Annotated in this window: 19 protein-coding genes and 1 tRNA gene; 8 read left to right on the top strand and 12 right to left on the bottom strand. The window is 39.0% G+C overall.

Annotated elements, in window-relative coordinates; translation table 11 throughout:
• Nucleotides 1-28 precede the first annotated feature (28 nt).
• Nucleotides 29-1,243: a H(+)/Cl(-) exchange transporter ClcA gene (gene clcA / locus ACTS4L_RS04995; RefSeq protein WP_440651757.1), complete on the bottom strand. Its 1,215-nt coding sequence runs from the start codon at nt 1,241-1,243 to the stop codon at nt 29-31.
• 738 nt (nt 1,244-1,981) lie between these two features.
• Between clcA and ACTS4L_RS04990 the strand changes: the two genes are divergently transcribed.
• The 5 genes from ACTS4L_RS04990 to ACTS4L_RS04970 all read left to right on the top strand — a co-directional run bounded on the left by ACTS4L_RS04990 (nt 1,982) and on the right by ACTS4L_RS04970 (nt 8,835).
• Nucleotides 1,982-4,687: an Rne/Rng family ribonuclease gene (locus ACTS4L_RS04990; RefSeq protein ID WP_440615778.1), complete on the top strand. Its 2,706-nt coding sequence runs from the start codon at nt 1,982-1,984 to the stop codon at nt 4,685-4,687.
• Between the two features lie 57 nt (nt 4,688-4,744).
• Nucleotides 4,745-5,317: a tetratricopeptide repeat protein gene (locus ACTS4L_RS04985; protein WP_440615780.1), complete on the top strand. Its 573-nt coding sequence runs from the start codon at nt 4,745-4,747 to the stop codon at nt 5,315-5,317.
• Nucleotides 5,318-5,340: 23 nt separating this feature from the next.
• Nucleotides 5,341-6,741 (top strand): signal recognition particle protein, encoded by a 1,401-nt coding sequence (ffh, locus tag ACTS4L_RS04980; RefSeq protein WP_440615781.1) that lies wholly within the window; start codon nt 5,341-5,343, stop codon nt 6,739-6,741.
• A gap of 123 nt (nt 6,742-6,864) precedes the next feature.
• On the top strand, nt 6,865-8,079 hold the full coding sequence (locus ACTS4L_RS04975; protein WP_440615782.1) for an amino acid permease: 1,215 nt from the start codon (nt 6,865-6,867) through the stop codon (nt 8,077-8,079).
• A gap of 18 nt (nt 8,080-8,097) precedes the next feature.
• Nucleotides 8,098-8,835, top strand: a complete 738-nt coding sequence (locus tag ACTS4L_RS04970) for a 16S rRNA (uracil(1498)-N(3))-methyltransferase (RefSeq protein ID WP_440615783.1) — start codon at nt 8,098-8,100, stop codon at nt 8,833-8,835.
• Here the strand turns inward: ACTS4L_RS04970 and ACTS4L_RS04965 are convergent.
• The 6 genes from ACTS4L_RS04965 to aroK form a co-directional block, all read right to left on the bottom strand.
• Nucleotides 8,829-12,746, bottom strand: coding sequence for a YhdP family phospholipid transporter (locus ACTS4L_RS04965; protein ID WP_440615785.1), 3,918 nt, complete (start codon nt 12,744-12,746; stop codon nt 8,829-8,831). The two genes, ACTS4L_RS04970 and ACTS4L_RS04965, sit on opposite strands and share 7 nt — an antisense overlap.
• A gap of 25 nt (nt 12,747-12,771) precedes the next feature.
• Nucleotides 12,772-14,250 carry a ribonuclease G gene (gene rng, locus ACTS4L_RS04960; protein WP_440615786.1) on the bottom strand — a complete coding sequence of 493 codons (1,479 nt, stop codon included), beginning with the start codon at nt 14,248-14,250 and terminating at the stop codon, nt 12,772-12,774.
• 99 nt (nt 14,251-14,349) lie between these two features.
• Complete coding sequence (locus ACTS4L_RS04955) at nt 14,350-15,111, bottom strand: class I SAM-dependent methyltransferase (RefSeq protein WP_440615788.1); 762 nt, start codon at nt 15,109-15,111, stop codon at nt 14,350-14,352.
• 86 nt (nt 15,112-15,197) lie between these two features.
• A tRNA-Leu gene (locus ACTS4L_RS04950) sits at nt 15,198-15,284 on the bottom strand.
• A 130-nt stretch (nt 15,285-15,414) separates the two neighbouring features.
• On the bottom strand, nt 15,415-16,503 hold the full coding sequence (gene aroB, locus ACTS4L_RS04945; protein ID WP_440615790.1) for a 3-dehydroquinate synthase: 1,089 nt from the start codon (nt 16,501-16,503) through the stop codon (nt 15,415-15,417).
• A complete protein-coding gene (aroK, locus tag ACTS4L_RS04940; protein WP_440615791.1) occupies nt 16,500-17,024 on the bottom strand; it encodes a shikimate kinase AroK in 525 nt (174 codons plus the stop codon). The genes aroB and aroK overlap by 4 nt, the downstream gene beginning before the upstream one ends.
• A 240-nt stretch (nt 17,025-17,264) precedes the next feature.
• Here aroK and ACTS4L_RS04935 point away from each other — a divergent pair, with 240 nt between their 5' ends.
• Nucleotides 17,265-17,753, top strand: coding sequence for a DUF2062 domain-containing protein (locus ACTS4L_RS04935; RefSeq protein ID WP_440615792.1), 489 nt, complete (start codon nt 17,265-17,267; stop codon nt 17,751-17,753).
• A 131-nt stretch (nt 17,754-17,884) separates the two neighbouring features.
• The gene (locus ACTS4L_RS04930) at nt 17,885-19,258 is read left to right on the top strand and encodes an O-antigen ligase family protein (protein ID WP_440615793.1); all 1,374 of its coding nucleotides are present in this window, start codon (nt 17,885-17,887) and stop codon (nt 19,256-19,258) included.
• A gap of 2 nt (nt 19,259-19,260) precedes the next feature.
• Here the strand turns inward: ACTS4L_RS04930 and ACTS4L_RS04925 are convergent, their stop codons facing one another.
• From ACTS4L_RS04925 to ACTS4L_RS04905, 5 genes are all read right to left on the bottom strand, one after another.
• Nucleotides 19,261-19,698, bottom strand: coding sequence for a pilin (locus ACTS4L_RS04925; protein ID WP_440615794.1), 438 nt, complete (start codon nt 19,696-19,698; stop codon nt 19,261-19,263).
• A gap of 214 nt (nt 19,699-19,912) precedes the next feature.
• On the bottom strand, nt 19,913-20,617 hold the full coding sequence (locus ACTS4L_RS04920; RefSeq protein WP_440615795.1) for a 1-aminocyclopropane-1-carboxylate deaminase: 705 nt from the start codon (nt 20,615-20,617) through the stop codon (nt 19,913-19,915).
• 196 nt (nt 20,618-20,813) lie between these two features.
• Complete coding sequence (locus ACTS4L_RS04915; RefSeq protein ID WP_119327587.1) at nt 20,814-20,993, bottom strand: rubredoxin; 180 nt, start codon at nt 20,991-20,993, stop codon at nt 20,814-20,816.
• 99 nt (nt 20,994-21,092) lie between these two features.
• Nucleotides 21,093-22,007, bottom strand: coding sequence for an acyltransferase (locus ACTS4L_RS04910; protein WP_440615796.1), 915 nt, complete (start codon nt 22,005-22,007; stop codon nt 21,093-21,095).
• Nucleotides 22,008-22,195: 188 nt separating this feature from the next.
• On the bottom strand, nt 22,196-24,301 hold the full coding sequence (locus tag ACTS4L_RS04905) for a DNA internalization-related competence protein ComEC/Rec2 (protein WP_440615797.1): 2,106 nt from the start codon (nt 24,299-24,301) through the stop codon (nt 22,196-22,198).
• Nucleotides 24,302-24,563: 262 nt separating this feature from the next.
• Here ACTS4L_RS04905 and ACTS4L_RS04900 point away from each other — a divergent pair, with 262 nt between their 5' ends.
• Complete coding sequence (locus tag ACTS4L_RS04900) at nt 24,564-25,724, top strand: saccharopine dehydrogenase C-terminal domain-containing protein (RefSeq protein ID WP_440615798.1); 1,161 nt, start codon at nt 24,564-24,566, stop codon at nt 25,722-25,724.
• The last annotated feature ends 27 nt before the right edge of the window (nt 25,725-25,751 follow it).

Genomic DNA, 25,751 nt, shown 5'->3' with positions numbered 1-25,751 from the left:
TAAGAAAGCAGCCTGGGGAAATCAGACTTTAAGCACTATTTTGGCTCAAGGTTTGTAGATGGGACAGCCGTGCAATTCCTGTCAATGGAGCGCTAACCGTCGCGGTAAAAAGTGCACTCATGCCTGCGACAGCAAAAACTTGTGGGTTGGTTATAAGATCTGGAAAAAGCGTATGTGCGACAATACCAAAGAACATGCCAAAAACGGTTCCCAATGCTAGCATGGGGGCAAATATCCCACCAGGAACACCGGTGCCATAGCTAACCAAGGTCGTGACAAAACGTAAAACAAATAAAGCAATTAGCACTGATAAGGCAATCTCACCATGCAATGCATCAGGCATGACTTTATACCCACCGCCAACTACATGCGGGAAAAAAACAATGAGTAATCCCGTTGCCGCGCCAATGACAATGATCCATTTCCAAAAATGAAACCCTGAGCGCTTAGCAAAGAAATTCAGTGAACACACCAGATACTTATTAAATAGTACGCCCAATGCACCAAAAATCGCACCAAACATAACAAAAAGCCATAAACTTGACAAAGGTGGCGCATTATATGCAGTCATATCGATATCCATCATCTGACGAATATTATACCCCCCTGTTTGCAGCAATGCTTCGAGCAAGATATCTGCAACAACACAGGCAACAATCACTGTTTGCAATGATTGAAAGCTGTATTTGAATTGCCGACGCATTTCTTCAATCACAAATAAAATCCCCGCTAAAGGCGCATTAAATGCTGTTGCAAGACCGGCGCCAGCTCCGGCGGCAATAAGTACATGCGCATAATCATTATTCAATCTAAAAATGCTTTTAATCAACTGACCAATCGCACCACCCATTTGGATAGTTGGACCTTCCCTTCCTAAGACAAGTCCACTTGATAAAGACATCACCCCACCAATAAATTTAGCTGGCAACACACGCCACCATCGAAGCTCTCGCACACCGTCAAGCGCGCCTTCAATCTCCTGCACTCCACTACCTGACGCCTCAGGCACCATATGTCTGACAATAACTAAGGATAAAATCAAAAACATACTGGAGAAGAACATGCTAAATAGGCAGAGTAAGAACAGATTATCTTGTAATGCCATAAATGCAGCTTGCTGCCCTGCCAATATCCAATGGATACACAACTGAAAAAGTGCACCAACACTCCCCACTAAAACCCCAACAATACCGCCATAGACAGTTGATCGCAATACATCCTTTGGGTAATGAACTTTATTCATCCTCATCCTTAAAATGATTTAATTTTTCTATATCCTAGGCGTTAGCATAGAAACTCTTTAAGATTATTACAAGCATTCAACAATTTAACTTTCATTCATAGTGACCTTTTGCTAAAATACCGCTGTTTTTGCTCGATAGTTTTATGGCGCAATAACAAACAACAATTTGATATGGATTTTGACGATTGTACATCGACTGCGAGAAGTCAATTGCGTTAACGCAATTAGCCAATGACTCATTCATCTACATGACGCTTTAAAATCCAACCACACATAGTATATTGGCTTTTGAGTCTATGCTATGTGCTTTTAAGAGAAAGCATAAAATATGCAAAACAGATTTAGATGATTAATAACTGCAGCTATCTAAGGCAGCTGCAAGCGATCTTGGAGAGTCTACTCACAAGGGTTGCACACATTAAACGTTAAATCACACAAAGGTATTAGGACAAGGTTTAAGTGTCCTTAAATTTGTGTAAACACTTATGGTAAAGAACATAAGTGACCATAGCAGAATATTTGCGTTTTTGGTCATATAGGCGCAAACGCAAGATGAGAAAACTATAGGAATCACAAAAAAGATGATTGTTTTTATAACAATAATAACAATAACAGCGTGCTTTTATTGGGCTTTAACTAGTCAGGCATGCGCTTTATTTCATGCAAACAGATCATCTACACACTTAGCTTCATCCTTTGTACCTTTTAAACAACCTGAATTTAAAAGGATAACAACACATGAAAAAAATGTTAATCAATGCGCGTCAAGCAGAAGAAACGCGTATTGCAATCGTCGACAACGTTCAATTGATGGATTTAGACATCGAGAATGTTGACAGAGAACAGAAAAAAGCCAATATCTACAAAGCAAAAATTTCACGCATTGAACCAAGTTTGAATGCTGTTTTCGTTAATTATGGTGAAGATAAGAATGGTTTTTTGCCATTTAAAGAAATCTCACCTGAATACTTCAAGAAAACTGCCAAAGACCAAGACTCACCGCTAAACGAATTGCTTGATGTCGGTCAAGAATTGATTGTGCAAATTGCCAAAGAAGAGCGTGGATCCAAAGGTGCCGCCTTAACAACATTCATCACACTTGCCGGCTGCTATATGGTACTGATGCCAAACAACCCAAGTGCAGGAGGCATTTCTCGCCGCATCGAAGGTGATGAGCGTCAAAAACTTAAAGCACTTTTTGACTCCCTAACAATCCCTGCCAATATGGGCGTTATTATCCGTACGGCAGGTGTTGATCGTTCAGCTGATGAAATCCAAGCAGATCTTGACACTTTAACAACACTTTGGGATGCGATTAAACGTGTTTCATATCAGCGTAAAGCGCCTTTTTTAATCCATAAAGAAAGTGACATTACCATTCGCGCTATTCGTGATCATTTAAAGGAAGATATCAAAGAAATTATTATCGATGATCAAGAGTCTTACGAAGACCTTAAGCGCCAATTAAGCATGCTACGCCCTGGCTTTGTTGAGCGTTTACAACTTTATAAAAAAGATTTGCCATTATTTAACGCTTTCCAAATTGAAAAGCAAATTGAAAGCGCTTTTAAACGTGAAGTGCAATTGCCATCAGGTGGCTCAATTGTGATTGATACTACGGAAGCGTTGACTGCGATTGACATTAACTCGGCGCGCTCAACCAAAGGTGACAACATCGAAGAGACGGCTTTTGCGACAAATTTGGAAGCAGCTGAGGAAATCGCACGACAATTACGTTTACGTGATCTTGGTGGTTTAATCGTTGTTGACTTTATTGATATGGCATTTTTCCCCAATCAAAAAACCGTTGAGCAAAAGCTTGTCGACGCTTTATTCCATGATCGCGCACGCATCCAGATGACTCGCATCTCTAAGTTTGGCTTAGTGGAAATCTCACGTCAGCGTTTACAAGCATCTCTTGGTGAGTCAGTCATGCACTCATGCCCACGTTGCGCAGGACACGGTTTTATTCGCTCGATCCCATCATTAGCATTATCCATTTTACGCAATGTTCATGCTGAGGCAGTGCGTGATAAAACCAATGAATTACGCGTGCAACTACCAATCGATGTTGCAACATTCTTACTCAATGAGAAGCGCGATGAATTGGCGCAGATTGAGGAAGGCACAAGCACTAAGGTCACTTTAATTCCTAATGCTAACTTACAATCCCCTCATTTTAGCGTACAACGTATCTGGGGTGATGCTTATACGGCAAGTCGTCCAAGCTACGATTTGATTGAAGATAAGAAAGATGTTGAGCTTTATAAAACACCAAAAAAAGATAAATCAAAGCAGCCAGCGTTAAAATCTGCTGATTATAATCAGACATCTGGCAATAATGACAACAAAAAATCTGAAAACAAGCCTCAAGCTACTAAAGAAACCCATAAAGAAGCTAAGCATAGCAAGGCTGAAACAAAAGGTTTCTGGGCAAAGCTAAGCGCTTTTTTCTTCAGCGATAAAGAAGATAGTAGTGAGCGTAATACACGCGATCAAAAGCAATCGCACAAATCTACGCAACCAAAGAAAGGCCAACACAATAGACCTGATAATAAAAACAATGAGCGTAGTGATCATCGTGGCAAATCTCAATCTCGTGACGGGCGCAATAATGACCGTGATAGCAACCGTCGTGATAGTCGCAACAACAATAGAAATCAAAATGAGAATAAGCCACGTCATCAGCAAAAAAGTGATGAACGCAATGATCATCACAACAAATCTACTGACGCACGTCAGAATAGCGACAATCGCAATGATCGCGGCAATAAAAATGATCGTAATGACCGTAACAACCGTAATGATAGAAATGATAGAAATGATCGCGACAGAGGTAATAAAGGCAACCGTAGCAATAATCGCAACAACCAACGCCTACAAGTTCATCAAAGCGAAGAGATGGTTGATATTGCTGCATTGAAGAAGGATTCACCTGAAGCACAAAAAGCGGCAAAAGAAAAAGCGATCATGAAGACAATTTCAACCACACCAGAAGAAAAGATTTCAGTGATGGTGAAAGAAGTTTTAGCTGAGGTTACGACACTTACCAGTGATCAAGCTGTTCAGGTTGAAACACATGCTTCACAAACCCGCAAAGTGAAATACTTAAACTTTGAAGTAATTGACACGCAAGCATTAACTGCTGAGATTGCCAAGGAAGAAAAGCTTAAGCAAAAAGAGCTTGCCAAACAAGCTAAAGAAGCCGAAGAGTCGATAGCTGATGCTGAAGATATTGGAATCATTATCGGTGAGACCACACTGCAAAGTGATGATAGCACTGCTGATGATAACGAAGTTGAAGCAGCGGCTACAAGCGATACTGGCGACAACAGCAAGCAGGAAAAAAAACCACGCGCACGCAAATCAACACGTAAACCTGCACACATGGAATACTCCCCTGCCGTTGATGTTAGCTCTCAAGGCTATATCACTAAAGTCTAAGTAAAACCGTCACCACCTTTTCAAGAGGGTGACCATTTTAAAATATAAGGATGGATTATGACTCACTATAAACGTAACCTACTTTTTGTTGGCAGTATTTTATTGGCAAGTTTGAGCATCCAAACGGCAAATGCTTGTATCTCTAAAGAATACAATGACGCATATGCATTGTTTAAGCATGGTGAATATAGCCAATCTGTGCCAGCATTTACCAAGCTCTATAATAACGGTTGCCCAACTTCTCCCTACTTTCTAGGGACTTATTACACCTACGGGATTGCCGTTAAACCTAATTATGATACAGCGATCAAGTATTTTGATAAGTTCCTTGATAAGAGGAACCTAGCACAACCTCGCGATTATCGCGCCAATGCCTATCGTGCTTTAGCACTGATTTACAATTCTAAAAATCAACCTGAAAAAGCGCACACTTATCTTATTGACTCCGCTAAACTAGGTAATACTGAGGCGATGTACTTATTAGGTCGATCATATATTGGCAAAGATCAACCGTATTATACAAAAACCGACCTGCATCAAGCATTTATCTGGCTTAATAAGGCAGCCAATTTTGGCAATATTGCTGCCATGAGGCTCATTGATCAACATGAATTACAAAAAGATGCGTAAAGCACAATAAACAGGTAAAACATATGTTTAAAAGTTTATCCGAACGCTTAGGCGGTTCACTTGACAAACTCAAAGGTCAAGGTCGCTTAACCGAAGACAACATTAAAAGTGCCTTACGCGATGTGCGTATGGCGTTACTTGAGGCTGATGTCGCCCTACCAGTCGTTAAAGAGTTTATCAGTCGCATTCAAGAAGAAGCTTTGGGTGAAAAGATTCGTACAAGTCTCACACCTGGTCAGACCTTTATTGCAATGGTTCAGAAAGAGCTGGAACGCACATTAGGTGAAAAAAATGAGACACTTAACTTAGGTGCTCAACCACCTGTTGTTATCTTAATGGCAGGTTTACAAGGCTCCGGTAAAACAACGACCACTGCGAAACTTGCAAAATTTTTAAAAGAACGTCAAAACAAAAAAGTCATGGTCGTTAGTGCTGATGTTTACCGACCAGCAGCGATCAAACAGCTACAAACCTTAGCCGAGTCTTTAGATATTAGCTTTTGCCCATCATCAGCTGATGAAAAGCCGATTGATATTGCCGAGCGTGCATTGCAACTTGCCAAGCAACAAGTATGCGATGTTTTAATACTCGATACCGCTGGGCGTCTGCATATTGACAGCCAAATGATGGATGAGGTTAAAGCATTACATCATGCGATGAAGCCAACCGAGACGCTCTTTGTCGTTGATAGCATGACCGGTCAAGATGCGGCAAATACAGCCAAGGCATTTAATGATGCTTTGCCATTAACCGGTGTTGTGCTGACTAAAGCCGATGGTGATGCCCGAGGAGGAGCCGCCCTTTCTATTCGTGAAATCACCGGCAAACCGATTAAATTTATCGGGATGGGTGAAAAAGCCGATGCCTTAGAGCCTTTTCATCCTGATCGTATCGCTTCACGTATTTTAGGTATGGGTGACGTGCTTTCTTTAATCGAAGAAGTTGAGCATAAAGTCGATCAAAAGGAAGCTAAAGCACTTACAACCAAACTTAAAAAAGGTAAATCATTCACCTTAGAAGATTTCAAAAGTCAGTTGCAACAAATGAAGAAAATGGGTGGTGTTGGCTCAATGCTGGATAAACTACCAGGCATGGGTAACATGTCGGCTAATCTTCAGGATAAAGTCAATGATAAGATGTTTGTACAAATGGAGGCCATTATTAATTCAATGACCCCTTTTGAGCGCCATAAACCTGAATTCATCAAATCATCACGTAAACTGCGTATTGCTAAAGGCTCTGGCACACAAGTGCAAGATATTAATCGCCTATTAAAACAGTTTACACAAATGCAAAAGATGATGAAGAAAATCAGTGGTAAAGGCGGCATGGGTAAAATGATGGGAACCATGCGCCAGATGAAGCAAATGAAAAATATGCAAGGCATGATGCCTCCTGGCGGCAAAGGTGGTAAGTTATTCTAAAGACTATCTACATTTGATAAATTTCAAAAATAAATTACCTAATATTTTCGCTTTTATGCAGCAGGAAAATCAGGTACTGTAGCATTCCAATAAGCAAAAATATCAATTTCTGGAAATTCTTACATGGCAAATAATGCATTTGCAAAGCAGCTTGGCTGTATGATGATTGTCACCGGCACTGAGATCGGCGCTGGCATTTTAGCACTCCCTATAATCACCGCCAAGCTTGGCTTTTTTATCAGTAGCATAGTGATGCTTGTTGCCTGGTGCATTATGACCTATACCGCACTGTTAATTGCTGACATCTCACTATCAATGCCAAAGGGTGCAAGCTTCGCCTCTATTGCTAAGCGCACATTAGGTCTACCAGGTGTTATCATCACTTGGATTTCATTTCTACTTTTAATGTACTGCATTAGTGTCGCTTACATCTCAGGTGCTGCTTCTGCTTTTAATTCATTACTACCTAGCATTTCCTCAAGTGCTTGGTCGTTAATATTTGTCGTTGTTTTTGGTGCAATCGTCGTTGTTGGGACTTCTGCAGTTGATGTTATCAATCGCATGCTCCTCTCAGCGAAGCTTGTATTTCTGGTGCTCGTTTGTTTGATTTTCTTGAACTTCGTTGACTTTAGCAATCTTGCAGTATCACCCGTTGATTTAGCGCCTACATTATTAATTGCCATTCCAGTTATTATCACTTCTTTTACATCACATATTATTGTACCAACCTTAAGTGAGTATCTTAATCAAGATGCTAAAGCATTATTTCGCGTGATCTTTATCGGCAGCATAATCCCGCTAATACTTTATTTCTTATGGCTCATCGCAGTACTTGGTGTATTACCTTTGCATGGACCAATCAGTTTCATGAGTTCTATTTTTGATCACACGAGTGTTGATCAGGCTAATGTTGGTAATATTCTGCATGCACTAAAAGAAAAAATCACAACAACAACTGCCAATATCAGCATGAACGTCTTTACCGATATCTCAGTGATGACATCATACTTAGGTGTCAGCTTGGCACTTTATCACTTTAATGTTGATAGTTATCGCTTAAACCGCCTACCTGCTCAATTTAAGATCCTTATCGCAATTATTCTCACCTTTATTATTCCACTATTAGTTAATTTGCTTGACCCTAATCTGTTTATTAGTGCCATTGGCTATGTTGGTGTGTGTATTGCTGTTTTGCTCCTCATGATGCCTGCTGTTATCGCTTATAAGCTCAATAAATCAGGGCATGTTTTTCATTATAAAATCAGTCAGTTTTCGCTATTGTGGCTTATCTCATTTATTGCCGGTATTGCTATTATTGCGATTCATTTTTCCGCCTAAACATAAGCGAGTTATTATATGAGAGTTTCTCGTGTATTTTATCCTGAGGTTTCTGCACAATCCGCAACGATCACCCTTTCTGCTGAAACAAGTCATTATCTTATTCGTGTATTAAGACATAAACAGGGTCATCAAGTTACTTTATTTAATAATATTGATGGCAATGAATACCTTACTGAAATCAGTCATGCAGACCCTAAAAAAGTGACACTTCAGATATTATCTAAAACTGAAAAGCATAATGAATCGCCAATCCATATCCATCTTTTTCAGGCATTGTCTAAGGGAGATAAGTTAGAAACTGTCATTCAAAAAGCCACTGAACTTGGCGTCAATGAACTCACACCAATGCTGAGCGAACGCGTTGATTATAAGCTCAATCAAGATCGGATAGCGCATAAACTCGATCATTGGCAGAAGATTGCCATAAGTGCCAGTGAGCAATCCGCTCGTGTATTTGTGCCTACAGTTAATATGCCTCAAGCTTTATCTAATGCACTAACTATCGATGCGGATATTAAATTGTTCCTATCCCCTTACAGCAATGAAACCATTACCCATCTCCATCAACAGCAATCAAATGCCAAACGTTTTGCTATTTATATTGGTCCTGAGGGTGGTTTTAGTAATGATGAAGAGAAGCTTGCCTTAAATAAAGGCTGTCACAGCATACGACTTGGTAAAAGAATACTGCGCACAGAAACTGCACCCTTGGCAGTTATTGCTATATTACAGGCTTTATGGGGTGATTATTGAACTTGCTTAAGGCTTGGTTTATCCCAACTACCTGTCACATCAAAACTTACTAAGCCAATATTTTTAAAGACGGTATTTCCTAAAAGTTTTGTACCTAAATAAGTAGCAAAAGCAACAACTGGCCCGCCAATAGCGCCGGCAACTGCCGCCGTTGTTCCTGAGAAATGCGGCTGATATTTAATACGCTGATTGAGTTGTTTATTGGTTATATCAACATCACCTGTCACCACCAAAGCAAAGCTAGGGGTATCAATAATCACTGATGGGTTACTTTTTGCCAAGCCATTATCTAGTGTATAAGCACCAACCACACTATTAAAAGTCATACCGCGATGTTCAAAATCATCATAAGGCATAAATAAACGTTTGAAATATGAATCCAGACTTAATAAACCAATATATTTAGCAATTCCTGAGTCAACCGACAATATGACGCCATTGAGTAAATCAGCCGTCGCTTTACCTGAAATAGTTGATACGTTTGGCATGAGACCTGACCAGCTTAATTGTACTTGTACATTGCCAGACCCTCCTTTTAAGAAATCATCATAGCCAAAATTATGCAGCATATCACCCCAATTTAATGAAAAGACATTGGCATGCACATAACTATCGTATGAGGAGAGCTTCGCTGTCGCTAATAGCTTGGCATTTGGATCATAAGCGGATAATACCGGAATAGATAACACTCCTCCTCTAACCGTTGTTGCCATTAGAAAATTTGGAATCGAATAACCACCCACTTGCAGATTGTTTAGCTTCACATTCATATCGGGTGTTTTGCGCAACACATCTGAGGTTAATAGCGTGTTAAACATCGTCATAAAGTCATTTTTATTATTTTTGCTATGTTCATTGTCATTTTCAAGTTTGTCCCTATCCTGTGGTAAGGCAAAAAACAGATTATCTGCACTGACTTCAATCGGCTCACTTAACGCATCAGGTACGCTTATGATCAATGATTTTTGAGACTCTCCACGCGCAATATAGTTGGTATAGTTATGCACGCTATTGGTTTGCAAAGTGACACTACGATAATTACTACCAAAAAGGTTTAACCGATCAATACTGAGCATCACTTTTGGGCGCAGTAACTGATTAAGCTGTCGATAAACACAGTCATTATAATTGGCAATCACAAAACATCCTGTTTGACTAAAGTTTTTATCGATCATAGGCACATCTAAGTGCAAAACCTGTTGCCATTGCGCTTTATTCTCTACATTTAAAATATTAGCACTACTGATGCTTTGCATTGCATTGACTATTAACTGGCTACTCATGGTTGATAGCTTCCCATATAAGTCAACATCTGAGACAACACCTTTGTCACTGACATTAAGACTTGCGCTTAGTTTATCCTGATGTTTGATATCCAATTTACTACTGACATGCCATGAGACTGCCTTGTTTTCTGATTGATGCTTTTGCCATGTACTTTTTAATAACAACGGAGTATATTCAAAACTTTTTTTCGTTAGTGGTTCACCTAAGCTATTTTGCCAACCCAGTAAATTAGAACTCACTTGCAAAATACCTTCATTGATATTGCCTTTAATGGCAAAGTCAAATGGCAATACACCTTGCATCAAATGATATCTATCATAATCTAATCGCTCAGCACTAAACCTAGGCAAAAATGCAATAGACGCTCCCCCTTGAAGATTAATGCTCGGGTGTTTAAGATCTGAGAAATCAACCATACCCTTGGCATTAAATGGTGTATTAACACCCCAAAACCCTAGCAGATTTTGAATTGTGAACGTCTCATTATTGAAAAATACTTCGGCATTTACATCATAAAGTTGTTTAGACAATGGTTTCTTGATATCAACCATACCATGTTTAAGTAATACTTTACCTGCAAAACGATCCTTTTTTGTGTGATCACCCAAAGCAATATCAATATTAAGCTTGGCATTAATGTCACCTTGATAGCGCGCATATTGATTAACTTGTTGCGCCAAGTTTCCATATTTCGTTTGCGCTAAATACGTATATACATGCTGGCTATTGGTTGCAACATCAGCATTAATATTAAAAGTTGCTGGCACACCAGGTGCAATATTATCAATCTTCAAATCAACATCTTTGATCGGAATACCGGCTAAAAGCCCCCCATTAACCTTGGCAGTAAATAGCTCATTATCAAAGTGTAAAGTCCCCATCACTTGGTGTGCGACACCTAAACCAAAATAAGGCGATAAACTACCCTCTTCAATCGTTGCATCTATTTTAAATATACCATCATTTTTGGGATATGGAATTTTGCGTGCAATGCCATTTATTGCAAAGCTTGCATCTAGTTTTTTAGCGCCATACAAACACTGCATTAACCAATCATACAACGGCTTAGGGATCCCTTTCTGTGGTAAAAAGGCTTGATATTCAGTTGTTAGATTTTTGCCACTTAACTCACCCTTAAGATCAAGGCTAAAGTTTTTAGGGTTAGCTAATGGCAGATCAACCGTACCTTTACTCACAAAATGAATATTCGCATTCGTTAATGCCAGATCATCAACCACAAAGCGGATTTTTGAAGGCTCTTTGATGATATCTATATTTCCTTTAACGGCAAGCTCTGGCCAATCTCGACTAAATATATGATTCTCCGCCATATTAAAATCCGAGGAGTCAAGCGTGAGTTTCACGTGATTTTCACGCCACCAAACGTTACCACTTAAGCCTTTAAAGTCAATATTATGATCGCTATTAGCAATACCAAGATCACTAAAGTGCGCTTTTAATTGCATACCACTTAAACTAAAATCCTGCAAATCAAAACTAAAACGCACATCGCTTAGCACACCAGAGAGCGCAATATTTTTACGCCAATCACTCGTTTCCATCTGCACTAATGACGAAAAATCTGCCAAGTCTAGCCGTGGAATATTCATCACTAAGCGGTGCTGATCTAATGAAAAAAGTGCAGATCTGAGAGTATATCGCTTATGATTCGTTACAAAGGACAAGGGGTTAGCACCCAATACAAAACGATTTTGATAACGGAATAATCGCAGATTAAATACGATATTCCTAAACACTGATTCATCTAACTGACTGGTTTTAAACTCGGCTTTGGATAACTCACCCATAATCATAACTGAGTCTAACCCTTTGGTTGAGCTGACCACAGACAATGTCAATTGATGATCAGTTAAATGTGATATTTTCACTTGTTGTGTCACGCCATCAATCAAAGTTGCTAAGACATTATGCTTGTCATTTAAGGTACTATCAAAATGGTATTTATGCTCTTTTTCCTCAACAACCGAAACGATATCAATTTGTCCAAGCTGAGGCTGCATATTAGCTTTCTTTTGTGGTTGTAATGTTAAACGTAAAACACCTTTTGCCAGAGTTCTCTGCTGATAATTCGCATTAACAATAAGCTCGGCTAACGATTTATCATTCTTAAGAATATCAACCTGCATATTCTGCAACTCGAGATCATTTTGTTGCAATAGATAATCCAAGATACTCGACCAACGGCCACCAATTTCATCAATCTCCGCCACTGATATGGATTGTAACATGCGATAATCGAACCCTTTGTCACTGGAATAAAAGACAAGTTTGGGTGCTGCCACAGTGACTTCTTTAGTGACAAACCGCCAACTCACCAGTGATTGCCATGCATTAATATGCACCGTCATTCTAGGAATATTAAGAGAAAACCCTTTATCTTTAACTTTGACATCTCTGACTTCAATCACAGGATTGATGCCATGCCAACCAGCATACTCTACTTTTAGAGAAACACTTGAGCCAGTCACCTTTGATAACACATCTTCAATCGAGCTTTGATAAGCAGGCAGAAGCCTTAAAACACCATAACCAACAACACAAGCAACAATAAGAAAAGTAGCAAATACTGAACTTAACCATAATATAAATATTCTTCTTTTCATAAATTGCTGCTCATTACATCTATAATCACATTAGTACAATATCATACATTTCTTGAGCATAGCTTAATTCTGGCTGAAGTTTAATGGGTTTACCAATAATAATTTCTAACTCACCTAAACCAAATGATTCATCATTTTGTAAAGCATCAATCACCGAGTTTGCAGCAACGATCAAAAAACCATTGCTTTGATAAGCATTTGCCTCACGATTAATCTCACGAAAAATCTCATAACAAATGCTTTGCACTGATTTAATACGCCCTTTTCCTCGACACATCGGGCAAGGTTCACACAAAAACTGTGCCAAGCTTTCCTGCGTACGCTTACGCGTCATTTCAACCAAGCCCAGCTCTGATAACGGTGAAAATGTCGTGCGCGCATAATCAAGCTCTAACGCTTTTTCAAGTGCTTCTAAAACTTGTGTTTTATGTTCCTCATCTGACATATCAATAAAATCGACAATAATGATACCACCCAGATTTCTTAGCCTTAGCTGTCTTGCTAAAACGCGTACTGCCTCTAAATTCGTTTTAAAAATTGTCTCTTCAAGATTGACCATACCGACATAACCGCCGGTATTAACATCAATGGTTGTCATGGCTTCCGTTTGATCAATGACAATATGTCCACCAGATTTTAATGGCACTTTACGCTCAAGCGCACGTGATAACTCTTCTTCAACACCATACATATCAAAGATTGGCGTGTTTGAGCTGTATAATTCCAATTTCTCACGCACGCCAGGCACAAATTTGTCACTAAAGCGACATAACTCACTATACATATCAATATTATCAATGCGAATTCGCTCAACCTTATCATTAGCAAAGTCTCTTAACGCACGCATAACCAGACTGAGGTCTTGATAAACGACACCCGGTTTTGTCACGGTACTGGCTGAATCGACGACATCTTGCCATAAGTTTTGCAAGAAATTAATATCTTTTCTAAGCTCTTCAGAGGACAAACCTTCAGCCACCGTGCGAATGATAAATCCGCGTGGATAATCCGAGCCAATCGCTTCTTTCATTACTTGCTGTAACCGATCACGCTCTTCTTCAGACTCGATACGTAAAGAGATACCAATATGGTCCAAATCTGGCATATGCACTAAATAGCGCGATGCTAATGACAAATGCGCACTTAAGCGCGCACCCTTACTACCTAATGGATCCTTAAGCACTTGTACCAAGATGCTTTGCCCTTCTCTCAACCAATGGCGCACATCAGCTTCTTTGCTATTTAGGTCAATCCCAACACTTTCATCTGAGGCAATAGGCATGACATCAGAAACATGCAAAAATCCAGATCGCTCAAGTCCTATATCAACAAATGCAGCCTGCATTCCAGGTAAAACACGCGTGATTTTCCCTTTATAAATATTACCAACAATACCGCGCTGATTTTCACGCTCAAAATGTACTTCCTGCAACACACCATTTTCGATCACGGCAACCCGCTTTTCGTGTGCTGCTATATTCATTAAAATCTCTGCTTTTACCATAACAGCCCACTATCAAAATCCAAATATTTTACTCATCAAACAGTTTACTGGATTTAACTCGCTGCAGCAGTAGTTTTTACGGTGTTTTTGAGAGTTTAACTAGTTAACTTTAACTGCAACCATGCGTAAACGCACATAATCAGCATACCACTGACCATCTTGATATTGTGTCCCCTGCGCCAACGACTCAACATTGCTCAAATAGTCTTCATGACTATCTTTGGGAATCTGACTTAAGACATCATTGCGAAACATCTTCACCCAATTGCGTAAGCCCTCATCCGTTTGCAATAAGGTCGGACGATCAAAATGAACAGCAAATGTCACACGAAAGCCATTATTTTCAAGTAATGCCGCATATTCAGCAATTGATGGATAAAAATTAAAGGCACTGAACTTTGTTACACCATAAGATTTAGCTGCTGTTTCAATTGCCGTCAGCACGTTATTAACATTGCCTTTACCACCCATCTCAAAAACAAAGCGTCCATCTGGCTTTAGTACTTCTTTGATATTTTTAATCACCGCATCGGCATTGTGCATCCAATGAAGGGCAGCATTAGAAAATACGGCATCAAAGCTTTCCTTAGCAAAAGGAAAAGTCAATTCAGCATTATACTCGGCAAACTTAATATGTGGATAATCTTTATTTGCCTGCTCAACCATTGACTGCGCAAAATCAATACCATAGACCTTATGACTTCTTTTGGAGATTTCATGGCTTAACTCACCATTGCCACAGCCTAAGTCTAATATGACTTCATTTTGTTGAGGAGCCAGTAATTCAACTACTTCATAACCATAGTTTGTAACAAAATTATGTTGTGTTGTATAACGCTTAACATCCCATTGTGTTGTCATTGTTTCATCCTCAATTAACCATCTGCCAAGGTATTATTCCGTAAAAGAGACTTATGGTCAAAAAGAACAAGCATTTTGAAAAACTTTGGTACCAGAGGCCGGACTCGAACCGGCACAGTGTTGCCACCGGTGGATTTTGAATCCACTGCGTCTACCAATTTCGCCACTCTGGCACACAAACTCGTGTGAATGATAAATTGAACTTCTTACATCGCAAGAACAGGTGCTATTCTAGCTAAAGGTCATCTGATGTCAAACACTATTTAAGGCTTTTATCATAATTTATGATGAACCTCATCAAACTCAATCAAAATATCTTGATAAAAACTCTGATAAATCACTTTCTGAGACGGACTTATCCACTTTTGCCTGACCAATAGCATCTAATAGAATAAGTGTGATGCCTGCTGTGGTATTTTTCTTATCACGTAACATCGCTGCGATAAACTGTGTCTTACTCAAGCCTCTTGGCAGCCCTATCGGCAATGAAAAGTTTTGGAGTAACGAACGTATTCTTTTAACAGTCAACTCATCAACAAACCCCAAGGATTGTGATAATTCTGCAGCCATTACCATGCCAATGCCAACCGCTTCACCATGTTTCAACCCTTGATAATTCTGGCAACACTCAATGGCATGCCCAAAAGTATGCCCAAGATTTAAAAGTGCGCGTACACCAGTTCTTTCTTCTTCATCAAGACTGACCACATGCGCTTTAAGCTCGCAACTCTTGGCAATCGCATAGATTAATGCATCCGGATCATGTGCTGTTAACAAGCGCGTATTTTGCTCAAGCCACGCAAAGAAATCCGCATCAATAATACAACCATATTTAATAACCTCTGCTATACCTGCAGCAAATTCACGTTTAGCTAAACTCTCTAGAAATTGCGTTGAGGTCAGCACCAATTGCGGTTGGAAAAAAGCGCCAATCATATTCTTACCCAACGGGTGATTAATTGCTGTTTTACCGCCAACCGAAGAATCTACTTGTGATAATAAAGTCGTTGGAATCTGAATAACGTTGGTACCGCGCTGATAAGTTGCAGCAGCAAAACCTGTAATATCACCGATAACGCCACCACCTAATGCAATAAGCACACAGTTACGCGTATAATTACGCTCAAGCAAATGTTGATAGATCGTGTTTAAAGAATCACTATTCTTATATGCCTCACCATCTATTAAAACACAGTGACCATATTTAAAACATTCATCTTTAATGGCTTTATCTAACACTGCTAAATACAAATCAGCAATTGTGGTATTGGTGACAACCAACACTTCTTTGTTTTTGATATAGGAAATAAGTTTCGTAAAGTCAATATCAGACGAAATCATGACAGGGTAGCTTGGCTTGCCCTTCGGAGCAACGACAACTTCGGTGATCAAACCGCCTCTTCCATTAATAGATTTGTGATTTTTTGCACTACATTGCGTACCGTCGTTTCACTTGTCTCAATGGTAATATCGGCAATCTCTCGATATAATGGCTCACGCTCTGCCATTAATTTTTTCAATTGCGCTTCTTTATCATCAACTTGTAATAATGGACGCTTTTTATCTTTGGCTGTACGCTCTAATTGCTGCTCAATTGAGGCTTGCAAATAAACCACTTTGCCACGTGATGACAGAAGCGTTCTGTTCTCAGGCAGAATAATCGCACCCCCTCCAGTAGCCAAAACAATACCCTGACGAGTCGCTAAATCACCGAGCACCTCTTGCTCTCTTTTTCTAAAGCCTTCTTCGCCTTCAATATCAAAAATCCAATCAATATCAACGCCGCAACGTTGTTCAATCTCACGATCAGAGTCAACAAAGTCAAGCTTAAGCTCATTTGCTAGTTGACGACCTATTGTACTCTTGCCAGCACCTACTGGCCCAATCAAGAAAACATTTTGAGTAATAATCATTTTTCTCTACATTACGTTAATATGTTTAACACATAGACCCACAACACGATCATAACCTTGCATGATCCACTTCAAAAAACCAAAACAAAATACACAAAAAAGTCATTTTAAGCAAGATTTTTTGCACTAAAGACATCTTGGCATGACGGAGAGATTTTTTATTTTTTTGCCAGTGTCCAACAGCTTTTATAATCACTTTTTGCTATGATTTCCAAAGTTTATGAATAATGGAAATAAATCGTGAAGCGCAAATGGCTGCCTAGTAAAGAGGAATTAAAAGAACATAAATGGTTGCGCTTTTTACACAAACACATGCATCATAATTTCTTATGGCAATTTGATAAAAGCAGTGTTAGCAAAGCCTGTGTTATTGGTGGCTTTATGTGTATGATGCCAATGCCATTTCAAATGGTGCCTGCAGCCATTTTGGCACTTTTTCTACGTGCTAACTTGATCATTGCTGTTGCTCTGGTGTGGATTAGTAACCCGATCACCATGTTACCGATGATGTATGGCGCGTATTTATTTGGTTGCTTTATGCTAAATAAAACGCCACTTTTTCATGAGGATAACTTTGCTTGGCATCAGATGATTACGCATATCCATAGTATTTTTATGCCACTGATAACAGGATGTGTCATTATCGGCTTGATCCTTGGGATTATTTTGGCAAGCATTAGTTGGTTTGGATTTGCTTTGTTTAAACCCAAAAATAAAAAACATAACTAAAATAACCGTACCCTGAGCGTAAGTCGAAGGGTACATTTAGAAACATAAAAGGCTTCGACTTACGCTCAGCCAACGCTTACACAATTAAGATAAGTAACAACAAGTAGGAACATACGACAGGAAATCGCAATATGCTAAACAAAAAGCTTCTTTCATCTAATCACACTGAGCACTTTATCTATGGCGTGATGCTTATCGGACTGATTATGGTCTTTTGGAATCCGATTGGCATGATGAAAATCTCAATGGAAAACACCGTCATGCTCTATGTTTGGCGTGGGATTACGGCACTTTTTTGCTGGATTGTGATTTTAATTTTATTTACCGCCAGTCGTGATGCACGAAATAGCATTTTAGCGACATTTCATACACTTTCAACTTGGATTAAAAGTTTGATTGTATTGTTCTTCTGTATCGGTATTATCTCAGCAAGTTTGGCATTTCATCCTGCCACTGCCTTTAAAGGCATATCGATTGATATCACATTGCTACTTAGTGTGCTATTCTTAGCACATTATTTTAGTCGCTTCCCAGATCATATTCGCTGGCTTATTGGCGTTGTTATTATTTGTGCTATTAGCTACTTATTTGTGCTCATACTCAATGTGTTACTCGCACACTTTTATTTCCCACCAAAAATCGCACAGTTTAACTTTCCTGAGTTTTTCTTGCGTCAATTTAACTTTGCTAATCCGCGATTTTTTGATCATTTTGCCAGTTGGTTTTTGCCGCTTTTATGTTTGCCGTTATTAAATCACAATTATAGCCGTGCATTTAAAATATTAAGTCTCATTGCCATGGCATCCCTTTGGTTTGTCGTTATCGCGCATAGCTCACGCGCTTTAATTCTTGAGTATATTGTTATTACGATTATTCTTGGCGTTTTAAATCATAAAATACTGATACGTTTTCTTGGTTGGCAAGTCTTGGCACTCATTATTGGCACCCTACTGTTTTATATGATTCAAAGCATCGTTGGCGGTGAAACCGTTCTCACACGCAATATCTTTGCCAATCAAGATCGCTGGGATTTATGGGCAAAATCATTGGCGTTAGCCGCACACCATCCACTCTTGGGTGTTGGTGAGTTAAATGCCTTATATTATCTCAAAGACTATCCGCATAATATTATTCTGACCATTGCTTGCCAATGGGGAATTATCGCACTTGCCTGCTTTTTACTCGTTGGTTTACGCGCTTTTCGTCGCGCTTGTGAATATATGCAAGATTATAAGCAATCGGCTTTATATTTTGTTGTCTTTGCCAGTGTGTTGGCAGGGGTGACACATGCATTGGTCAGTAACCTCTTCAAACTACAATTAAGTCAATTTAGCTTAGTCTTTGCCATGGGGCTTCTACTATCGTTTATGCCACAACTTATAAAAGCTTCTCAAGAGAGTAAAAACAACACGCAAAAAAAATGCCATCTAGTATTGATGGCACTTTGTTTTATTTTGATTGTTTTATTATTTGCGCTGCCGTTTTTATATCAAACGGCTATTTAAAGTTAGATACCATCACAAGGATCTGAGTCGTAAGTCCCTGTTGAAGAGCATGCCCAAGTTACACCAGCACTTCCGACTGATGGGGTAAAGAATACTGTATTACCACTTAAATCACCTGCAGATGCACCAAATGTATAGGTGATCACGCCTGCTGCATTTGATGCTACCGCACCATATTTACCTGTCTTGGTTCCACCGGTTGTCGCTAATCCTGAAATAGTACCGCTCGTAATTCCTTTAGCGTTAATCTGCTCAGCCACATACGTTTTGTCTGAACCAATAAATGAATAGGCTTCAGCTGTTTTTGCGCGAGTTGTGTAACTAGTATACATCGGAATCGCAATCGCGGTTAGAATCGCAATAATCGCAATCACAATCAGTAATTCAATTAACGAGAAACCTTTTTGCTTTCTCATTTTTTTAATTTGTTTAATGTCCATTGTTATTCTCCTCTTTTTAATTATTTTGGTTGGGGGGCACAATAAGCGCTTTGAGCTTTTTGTAATTAGAAAGCTAGCCCACAGTTGCTTTTTGCGCAAGTAAGTTATCGAAAAAAATAGTGTTTTTTAAGCTTAATTTAGCAAAAAACGAAATAAGCTAATCTAATGTGCGATATTTGCCATAAGCCACTAACAAGAATTGCTTAGTTCTACATCACAAATTCGCAGTCAAACGATGATAACGCTTAAGCATACTTGCATTACCACTGACACCCCCGCAATGTAGATAAATAATTGGTTGCGGTAATTTATGATAATACGCAAGCATCACCTGCCATGTTAGTGGATCATACAATAAATCAAACTCAATACCCGTTTGCTCTTTCAGTTTATAGTACATTGCCAAGTGCTCAGGATAACAAACCCCAAAGTGATACTTCTTTAAAGCTGACAATACTTTTGGTAGACGCAATACTCCTTGAGACAGGGCATTCATTTGCTCGTATAAATATTCCTTATCGCCAACACAAGGCACGGTATAAACTTGATACGCTTTGTCGATATGTTGCTGCAAATATAAAGCACTTACCCCCGTACCTGAAGCAATGACAATGCTTGCCTGAGCTATATTGCGTGATTTAAGACAGTCATTAATGTCTTGGGCGCATAGTTTAAGACCTTCTTCAGCACGCCTATCCGCGCCACCTTGCGCTAAAAATAATATATCTACACCTTTCTTATAGCGATTTTTCACATTGTCTAAAGTTAATGCTTGATCAGCAACACAAGCCTCCATTCCAAGTGATAATGCCTCTTTGTAGTTACCAAATGACATATTTTTCAGTGGCTTAGGTAATGGTTTTAACCAATAATCAAATGGTAATTGATGCAAAGCGCAAAATTGCGCTAATGCCAACATATAGTTAGATTGCGCACCACCAAGGGATACGATTTTGTTGATGTGTGGATTTCGCTTGATATACTTGACAAGCCAATAAAGTTTATACGCTTTATTGCCTGAAAACAGCGGATGAATTAAATCATCGCGTTTAACGATAAACGCTAAGCCATCAACGCTAACTTCCTCGAAGATCGGCTTATTAAAATGGATAATGTTAGATCTCCATCATCTCAAAGTCTTCTTTACCGACGCCACAATCAGGGCACTCAAAGTCATCAGGAACATCTTCCCACTTGGTTCCTGGATGGATACCATCTTCTGGCCAACCTTCAGCTTCGTCGTAAATCCAACCACATACCACACACATATATCTTTTGTATTCTAGTTCTGACATCTCTTGACTCTTTTCTTGATCTTTTTCTTGGCTCTTTGGCTTACTAATTAACATTCTGACACCTTTAACAGTAGGTTCGTCCAAATTATGGCGCACATCTTACTGTTTTGTCTGGTCAATGTTAAGTGATTTATCTTCTAATATTTCACTTATCATGACATCATTTTTCTGCCACAGTGCATTAATCCAAGCTTGAAAGAACCTCTTTGCTGCATCGTCTTGATAATAGTTTTGATACGGAATATCCTTGGGCTCAATCAATTCAATATGAATACGCACTTGATTAATAACTCCACATAGAAAATCCCAGAAACTCGGAGAATTATCAGGATAAACAATCGTTACATTTAAAACTCCTTTGATCTTATCACCCAAGACATCTAACGCAAGCGCAACCCCTCCTGCCTTTGGTTGTAATAAATGCTTAAATTGCTTACCACCTTTGACATGCTTTTCTAGCGTGAAACGCGTGCCCTCAACAAAGTTAACAACTGACACATGGCGATTTTTAAAGCGTTGACAAGCGCGCTTCGTCTCTAACAAATCTTGACCTTTTTTCTCAGGATGCTTTTTAAGGTAGTTTTTTGAATAACGCTTCATTAATGGGAAATCCAATGCCCAACAAGCAATACCAATAATTGGCACATAGATGAGCTCTTTTTTCATAAAGAACTTGGCAAAGGGAATTTTATTTAAAAACACTTGTTGCAATACGACAATATCAAGCCAACTTTGATGATTGCTTAAAAGCAAATATGAGCTGCACATACTAAAATCTTGATAACCACTGACGACATATTTGGTTGGCAAAAGGCATAAGCTCACCTTGTTGTTGATCGTCATCCATGATGTTGCCAAGAACATTAACATTTTTCCTATCGCATTTTGCCATGCTTTTTGCGGGATTAATTTCAACGATGACAATATAATCACTGGCGCCCCAAAAATAATCGTATTAATGATCAACAATAGCAACAGCATAACCCCAACTGCAATATGCCATATTCTTTTCACACGTGCTCTCCATTTTTTCTGTTAGTTTTGTTTTAGTTTTCTTTGCCCAGTCTAAATATTCACTCATCAACACGACTATATGTGCGCGCTGAGCGTAAGGCAAAGTCCTTGACGACTCATACTCGTCCTTCGACTACGCTCAGGGTACGACAGATAGCCTTAAGTGAATATTCTCTTTACTGCCTTGTTTAATCTTCTTCAGTTTTATTTGTTTTTATCACTAGTTCGCCATTATCTTTAAATATAGCTGTGATTGCACCATTTTGTGCGGTATTTAATATTTTTATACCTGCAGCTTGATACTTTTGTACCACCTCACTATGCGGGTGTTTAAAGCCATCATGCTTGCCACTGCTAAAAATCACATACTTGGGTTCCACTGCTTCAATAAAAGCTGTCGATGATGAGCTTGAACTTCCATGGTGCGGTGCAAGCAAAATAGTTGATGGCAATAATGTACGATGATTATTAAAAAGATAACGCTCCGCTGTTTTGTAAATATCGCCCGTTAACAAAACGGATTGATCATTAGAACTTACCTTTAACACACATGAGCCATTGTTACCCTTAAGATGATTGGCAGTGAGAAATTTAAAACTAACAGCATGAACTTGCCACTGCAAACCATCTTGACAAATTTTTGCATTTACTTCGCCAATTACCTCATTGCTAAAGACGTTTGTTACTGTGAATTCATTTATCACATGACTTAAGCCACCACTATGATCTTTATCTTGGTGACTGATAATGAGAGTGTCAATATGATGAATACCTTGGTGTTTAAGATAAGGGATGAGTGTATGTTCAGCGATTACAAACTTCTTGCCATTACTGCCTGCTGTATCATAGACGACAACGGTTTCTGGCGTTTGAATAACAATAGCCAATCCTTGCCCAACATCCAGTACTGTCATTTTAAAAGCGACATCTGAAGCTAAACGCTCCTTTTGAAAAATTGGCAGGAAGAGCACAACACTCAGTATCCGCAAATACCATGGCAAAGGGAAAAGCAGTAAAGTTAAGCCAGTGACTGCACTAATCACCGCTAACGTTGAGATGCTATGCCAGTAAAAGAACAACATCTCAACAGGTAGGAGATTAAGCCACAATACTAGGAGCTTAATCAAATAAGCACTAATAAACCAAAAATCGACACCAAACAATGACAACATCAGATTAATAAATAAACTTGGCACAACTAAGAAACTTACCCATGGGATTGCGACCAAATTGGCAATAACTCCAACCATACTAAAACCTTGAAACCAGAAAATAGTTAATGGGATTAAAAGCACCATCAATAGCAACTGAATCAATAAGTAACGTTTGAATTTAGTTAATGACAATAAGATGCGATTAATGACAATCAAAAAGAAAACCGCCATAAATGACAGCCAAAATCCTGGTTCAAACAATGACAAAGGCTGCCATAGAACGATAATAACACCAGCTAAGAGTAATAAATAAAAGCTATTGATCTTGCGATTGATCAAAAGCCCAACAGAAAAAACAAGTACCATGATAAAAGCACGCTCTGTAGGGATAGCAAAACCAGCTAATAAACTATAACTAAAGGCACTGATAGCAGCCGCAATCAATCCCGCCTTTTGCGCTGGCAACCATTGGCATAAGCGCACTGAGCATGACCATAAAAATCGCAACAGACAAAAAGCAAATAACGCAATCATTCCAATATGAAGCCCTGAGATCGCAATCAAATGTGATGTGCCTGTTTGCTGAAAAAGGCGTTTATCATCAAGTGTCAGCTCATTTTTATTGCCAATTAATAATGCACTGGCTAGTGCCCTTAATTGTGTATCTTTAATGGTTTTTTGCAGTATGCGCTCAATTTTATAACGCAGGCGCTCAACAAAGTAACCATAGTCTATCCCACGAAATTTTGCTTTCTCCGTGGTAACAACATAACCCACAGCCTTAATACGCTGACGTTTCAGCCAATTGGCATAGTTAAAAACACCCGGATTGCTAAAGCCTTTTGCTGTTTGTAGCTTAACATGTAAGCGCCAACGCGAACCCGGCGTTAACTGCCATGGTCTTAAATTTTTATTTGGATAAACACTCAAGCGAATCAAACCATCCTTTGTCGCAAATAGGAATTTGCTGACCGCTTTATCACGATCAACCAAACTAGCAACAACACCCTCGATCATAATTTTTTTATTTAGTTGATTTTCAGGATATTTCTGTCCATAGCCATAAAGCACCCACAGCCCATGTATTGTGATAAGCAATGACAAGAGAGTGATCAAAGAAAAACCCAGACGTTTATGCATAAAAAAGTTCAAATAACAAACACTATTCATAGCATAGTGAAAATAAAAAGCTTTTACGAAAAAAAGCGTGTTAAATTCTGCTGGATTTTGATTGCAACAATACTGCCAATATGTAAAATAACTTCATCATTTAGGTATCATTAATAACTATTATGGCGAAACGGATGCGCTTAAATGAAATTTATTAACTGAAATAATTAAAACAGCCTATCCTTAAATTAAAGATAAACAACGTAAATAAAAAGCAAAATGGAGGATTCTAATGATCAATATACTTATATTCGGCAGTGGTAGAGTAGGTTTACTTACGGGCGCCATGCTTGCATCAAGCGGTGACTACCATGTGCATATTGCTGATATTCAAGCTGATAGAAAACCTTTAACTCTTGGCAAACATACTCATAATTTGAGCCACTGTGTATTAGATATTACAAAGGAAGATAATGTTAAGGCATATATCAAAGAACATAATATCACGGCTCTGGCAGCTGCTCTTCCTTACTTTTTAACCAAAAAAGTGGCTGAAATGGCAAAAGCCTGTGATACCCATTACTTCGATCTAACTGAAGATGTTGAAACAACGAAATATGTTGAATCACTCTCGCAAAACAGTAACAAAGTTTTTGCCCCACAATGCGGTTTGGCGCCTGGCTTTATCAGTGTTGTCACTAATGATCTTGTTAAGCTTTTTGATGAAGCCGAAACAGTCAAAATGCGTGTAGGCGCGCTACCGGTTAATATTAGTCATCCACTGCAATACGCACTGACTTGGTCAACCGAAGGCTTGATCAATGAATATGTGAAGCCATGTGAGGCGATTGAGGATTTCAAAAATGTCACGATCGAACCACTTGATGATCTTGAGACAATTAAAATTGATGGTCTAACGTATGAAGCATTTAACACCTCAGGTGGTATTGGCTCACTCAAAGACACATACAAAGGTAAGGTACGTAATATCAACTACAAAAGTGTGCGTTATCCAGGACACTGTGAGAAATTACGCTTCTTAATTAATGATCTCAAGCTTAAAGACAAACAAGAATTGTTGTGTGAAATCTTTAATAATGCCATTCCACGCGTTGATGATGATGTGGTCTTGGTCTATGTCTCTGTTGAAGGCACAATTAATGGCGTTTATAGTGAGCGTCATTTTGCTAAGAAATACCACTCACAAGAAGCCTTTGGACAAAAGTGGAGTGCTTTGCAATTAACAACAGCATGCGGTCTATGTGTCACCATTGACCTTGCACTAAAACAAGCGCATTTTAAAGCAGGTTTTGCTAAACAAGAAGATATCACTTTGGCGCAAATGATGGATAATCGCTTTGGGCACTATTATCGCTATAATTTCTTAGATAATTGCGCTGACAACCCAAAGCCTGAGCTTGGCACTAATCCAAGCAAAACAGAATATATCTAAACTTAATGACTGGAGAATATAATACAA

This window comes from Cysteiniphilum sp. 19S12-1 (genome assembly GCF_052030685.1).
GTDB lineage: Bacteria > Pseudomonadota > Gammaproteobacteria > Francisellales > Francisellaceae > Caedibacter.
Note: the sequence above shows the minus strand (reverse complement) of the source record. Positions and strands in the feature narration are given on the sequence as shown.

What these genes read in the sequence shown, in the direction of transcription:
- clcA (WP_440651757.1), bottom strand. Translation starts at nt 1,243, where the DNA reads ATGAATAAAGTTCATTACCCAAAGGATGTATTGCGATCAACTGTCTAT.
- ACTS4L_RS04990 (WP_440615778.1), top strand. Translation starts at nt 1,982, where the DNA reads ATGAAAAAAATGTTAATCAATGCGCGTCAAGCAGAAGAAACGCGTATT.
- ACTS4L_RS04985 (WP_440615780.1), top strand. Translation starts at nt 4,745, where the DNA reads ATGACTCACTATAAACGTAACCTACTTTTTGTTGGCAGTATTTTATTG.
- ffh (WP_440615781.1), top strand. Translation starts at nt 5,341, where the DNA reads ATGTTTAAAAGTTTATCCGAACGCTTAGGCGGTTCACTTGACAAACTC.
- ACTS4L_RS04975 (WP_440615782.1), top strand. Translation starts at nt 6,865, where the DNA reads ATGGCAAATAATGCATTTGCAAAGCAGCTTGGCTGTATGATGATTGTC.
- ACTS4L_RS04970 (WP_440615783.1), top strand. Translation starts at nt 8,098, where the DNA reads ATGAGAGTTTCTCGTGTATTTTATCCTGAGGTTTCTGCACAATCCGCA.
- ACTS4L_RS04965 (WP_440615785.1), bottom strand. Translation starts at nt 12,746, where the DNA reads ATGAAAAGAAGAATATTTATATTATGGTTAAGTTCAGTATTTGCTACT.
- rng (WP_440615786.1), bottom strand. Translation starts at nt 14,250, where the DNA reads ATGGTAAAAGCAGAGATTTTAATGAATATAGCAGCACACGAAAAGCGG.
- ACTS4L_RS04955 (WP_440615788.1), bottom strand. Translation starts at nt 15,111, where the DNA reads ATGACAACACAATGGGATGTTAAGCGTTATACAACACAACATAATTTT.
- aroK (WP_440615791.1), bottom strand. Translation starts at nt 17,024, where the DNA reads ATGATTATTACTCAAAATGTTTTCTTGATTGGGCCAGTAGGTGCTGGC.
- ACTS4L_RS04930 (WP_440615793.1), top strand. Translation starts at nt 17,885, where the DNA reads ATGCTAAACAAAAAGCTTCTTTCATCTAATCACACTGAGCACTTTATC.
- ACTS4L_RS04925 (WP_440615794.1), bottom strand. Translation starts at nt 19,698, where the DNA reads ATGGACATTAAACAAATTAAAAAAATGAGAAAGCAAAAAGGTTTCTCG.
- ACTS4L_RS04920 (WP_440615795.1), bottom strand. Translation starts at nt 20,617, where the DNA reads ATGTTGGCATTAGCGCAATTTTGCGCTTTGCATCAATTACCATTTGAT.
- ACTS4L_RS04915 (WP_119327587.1), bottom strand. Translation starts at nt 20,993, where the DNA reads ATGTCAGAACTAGAATACAAAAGATATATGTGTGTGGTATGTGGTTGG.
- ACTS4L_RS04905 (WP_440615797.1), bottom strand. Translation starts at nt 24,301, where the DNA reads ATGCATAAACGTCTGGGTTTTTCTTTGATCACTCTCTTGTCATTGCTT.
- ACTS4L_RS04900 (WP_440615798.1), top strand. Translation starts at nt 24,564, where the DNA reads ATGATCAATATACTTATATTCGGCAGTGGTAGAGTAGGTTTACTTACG.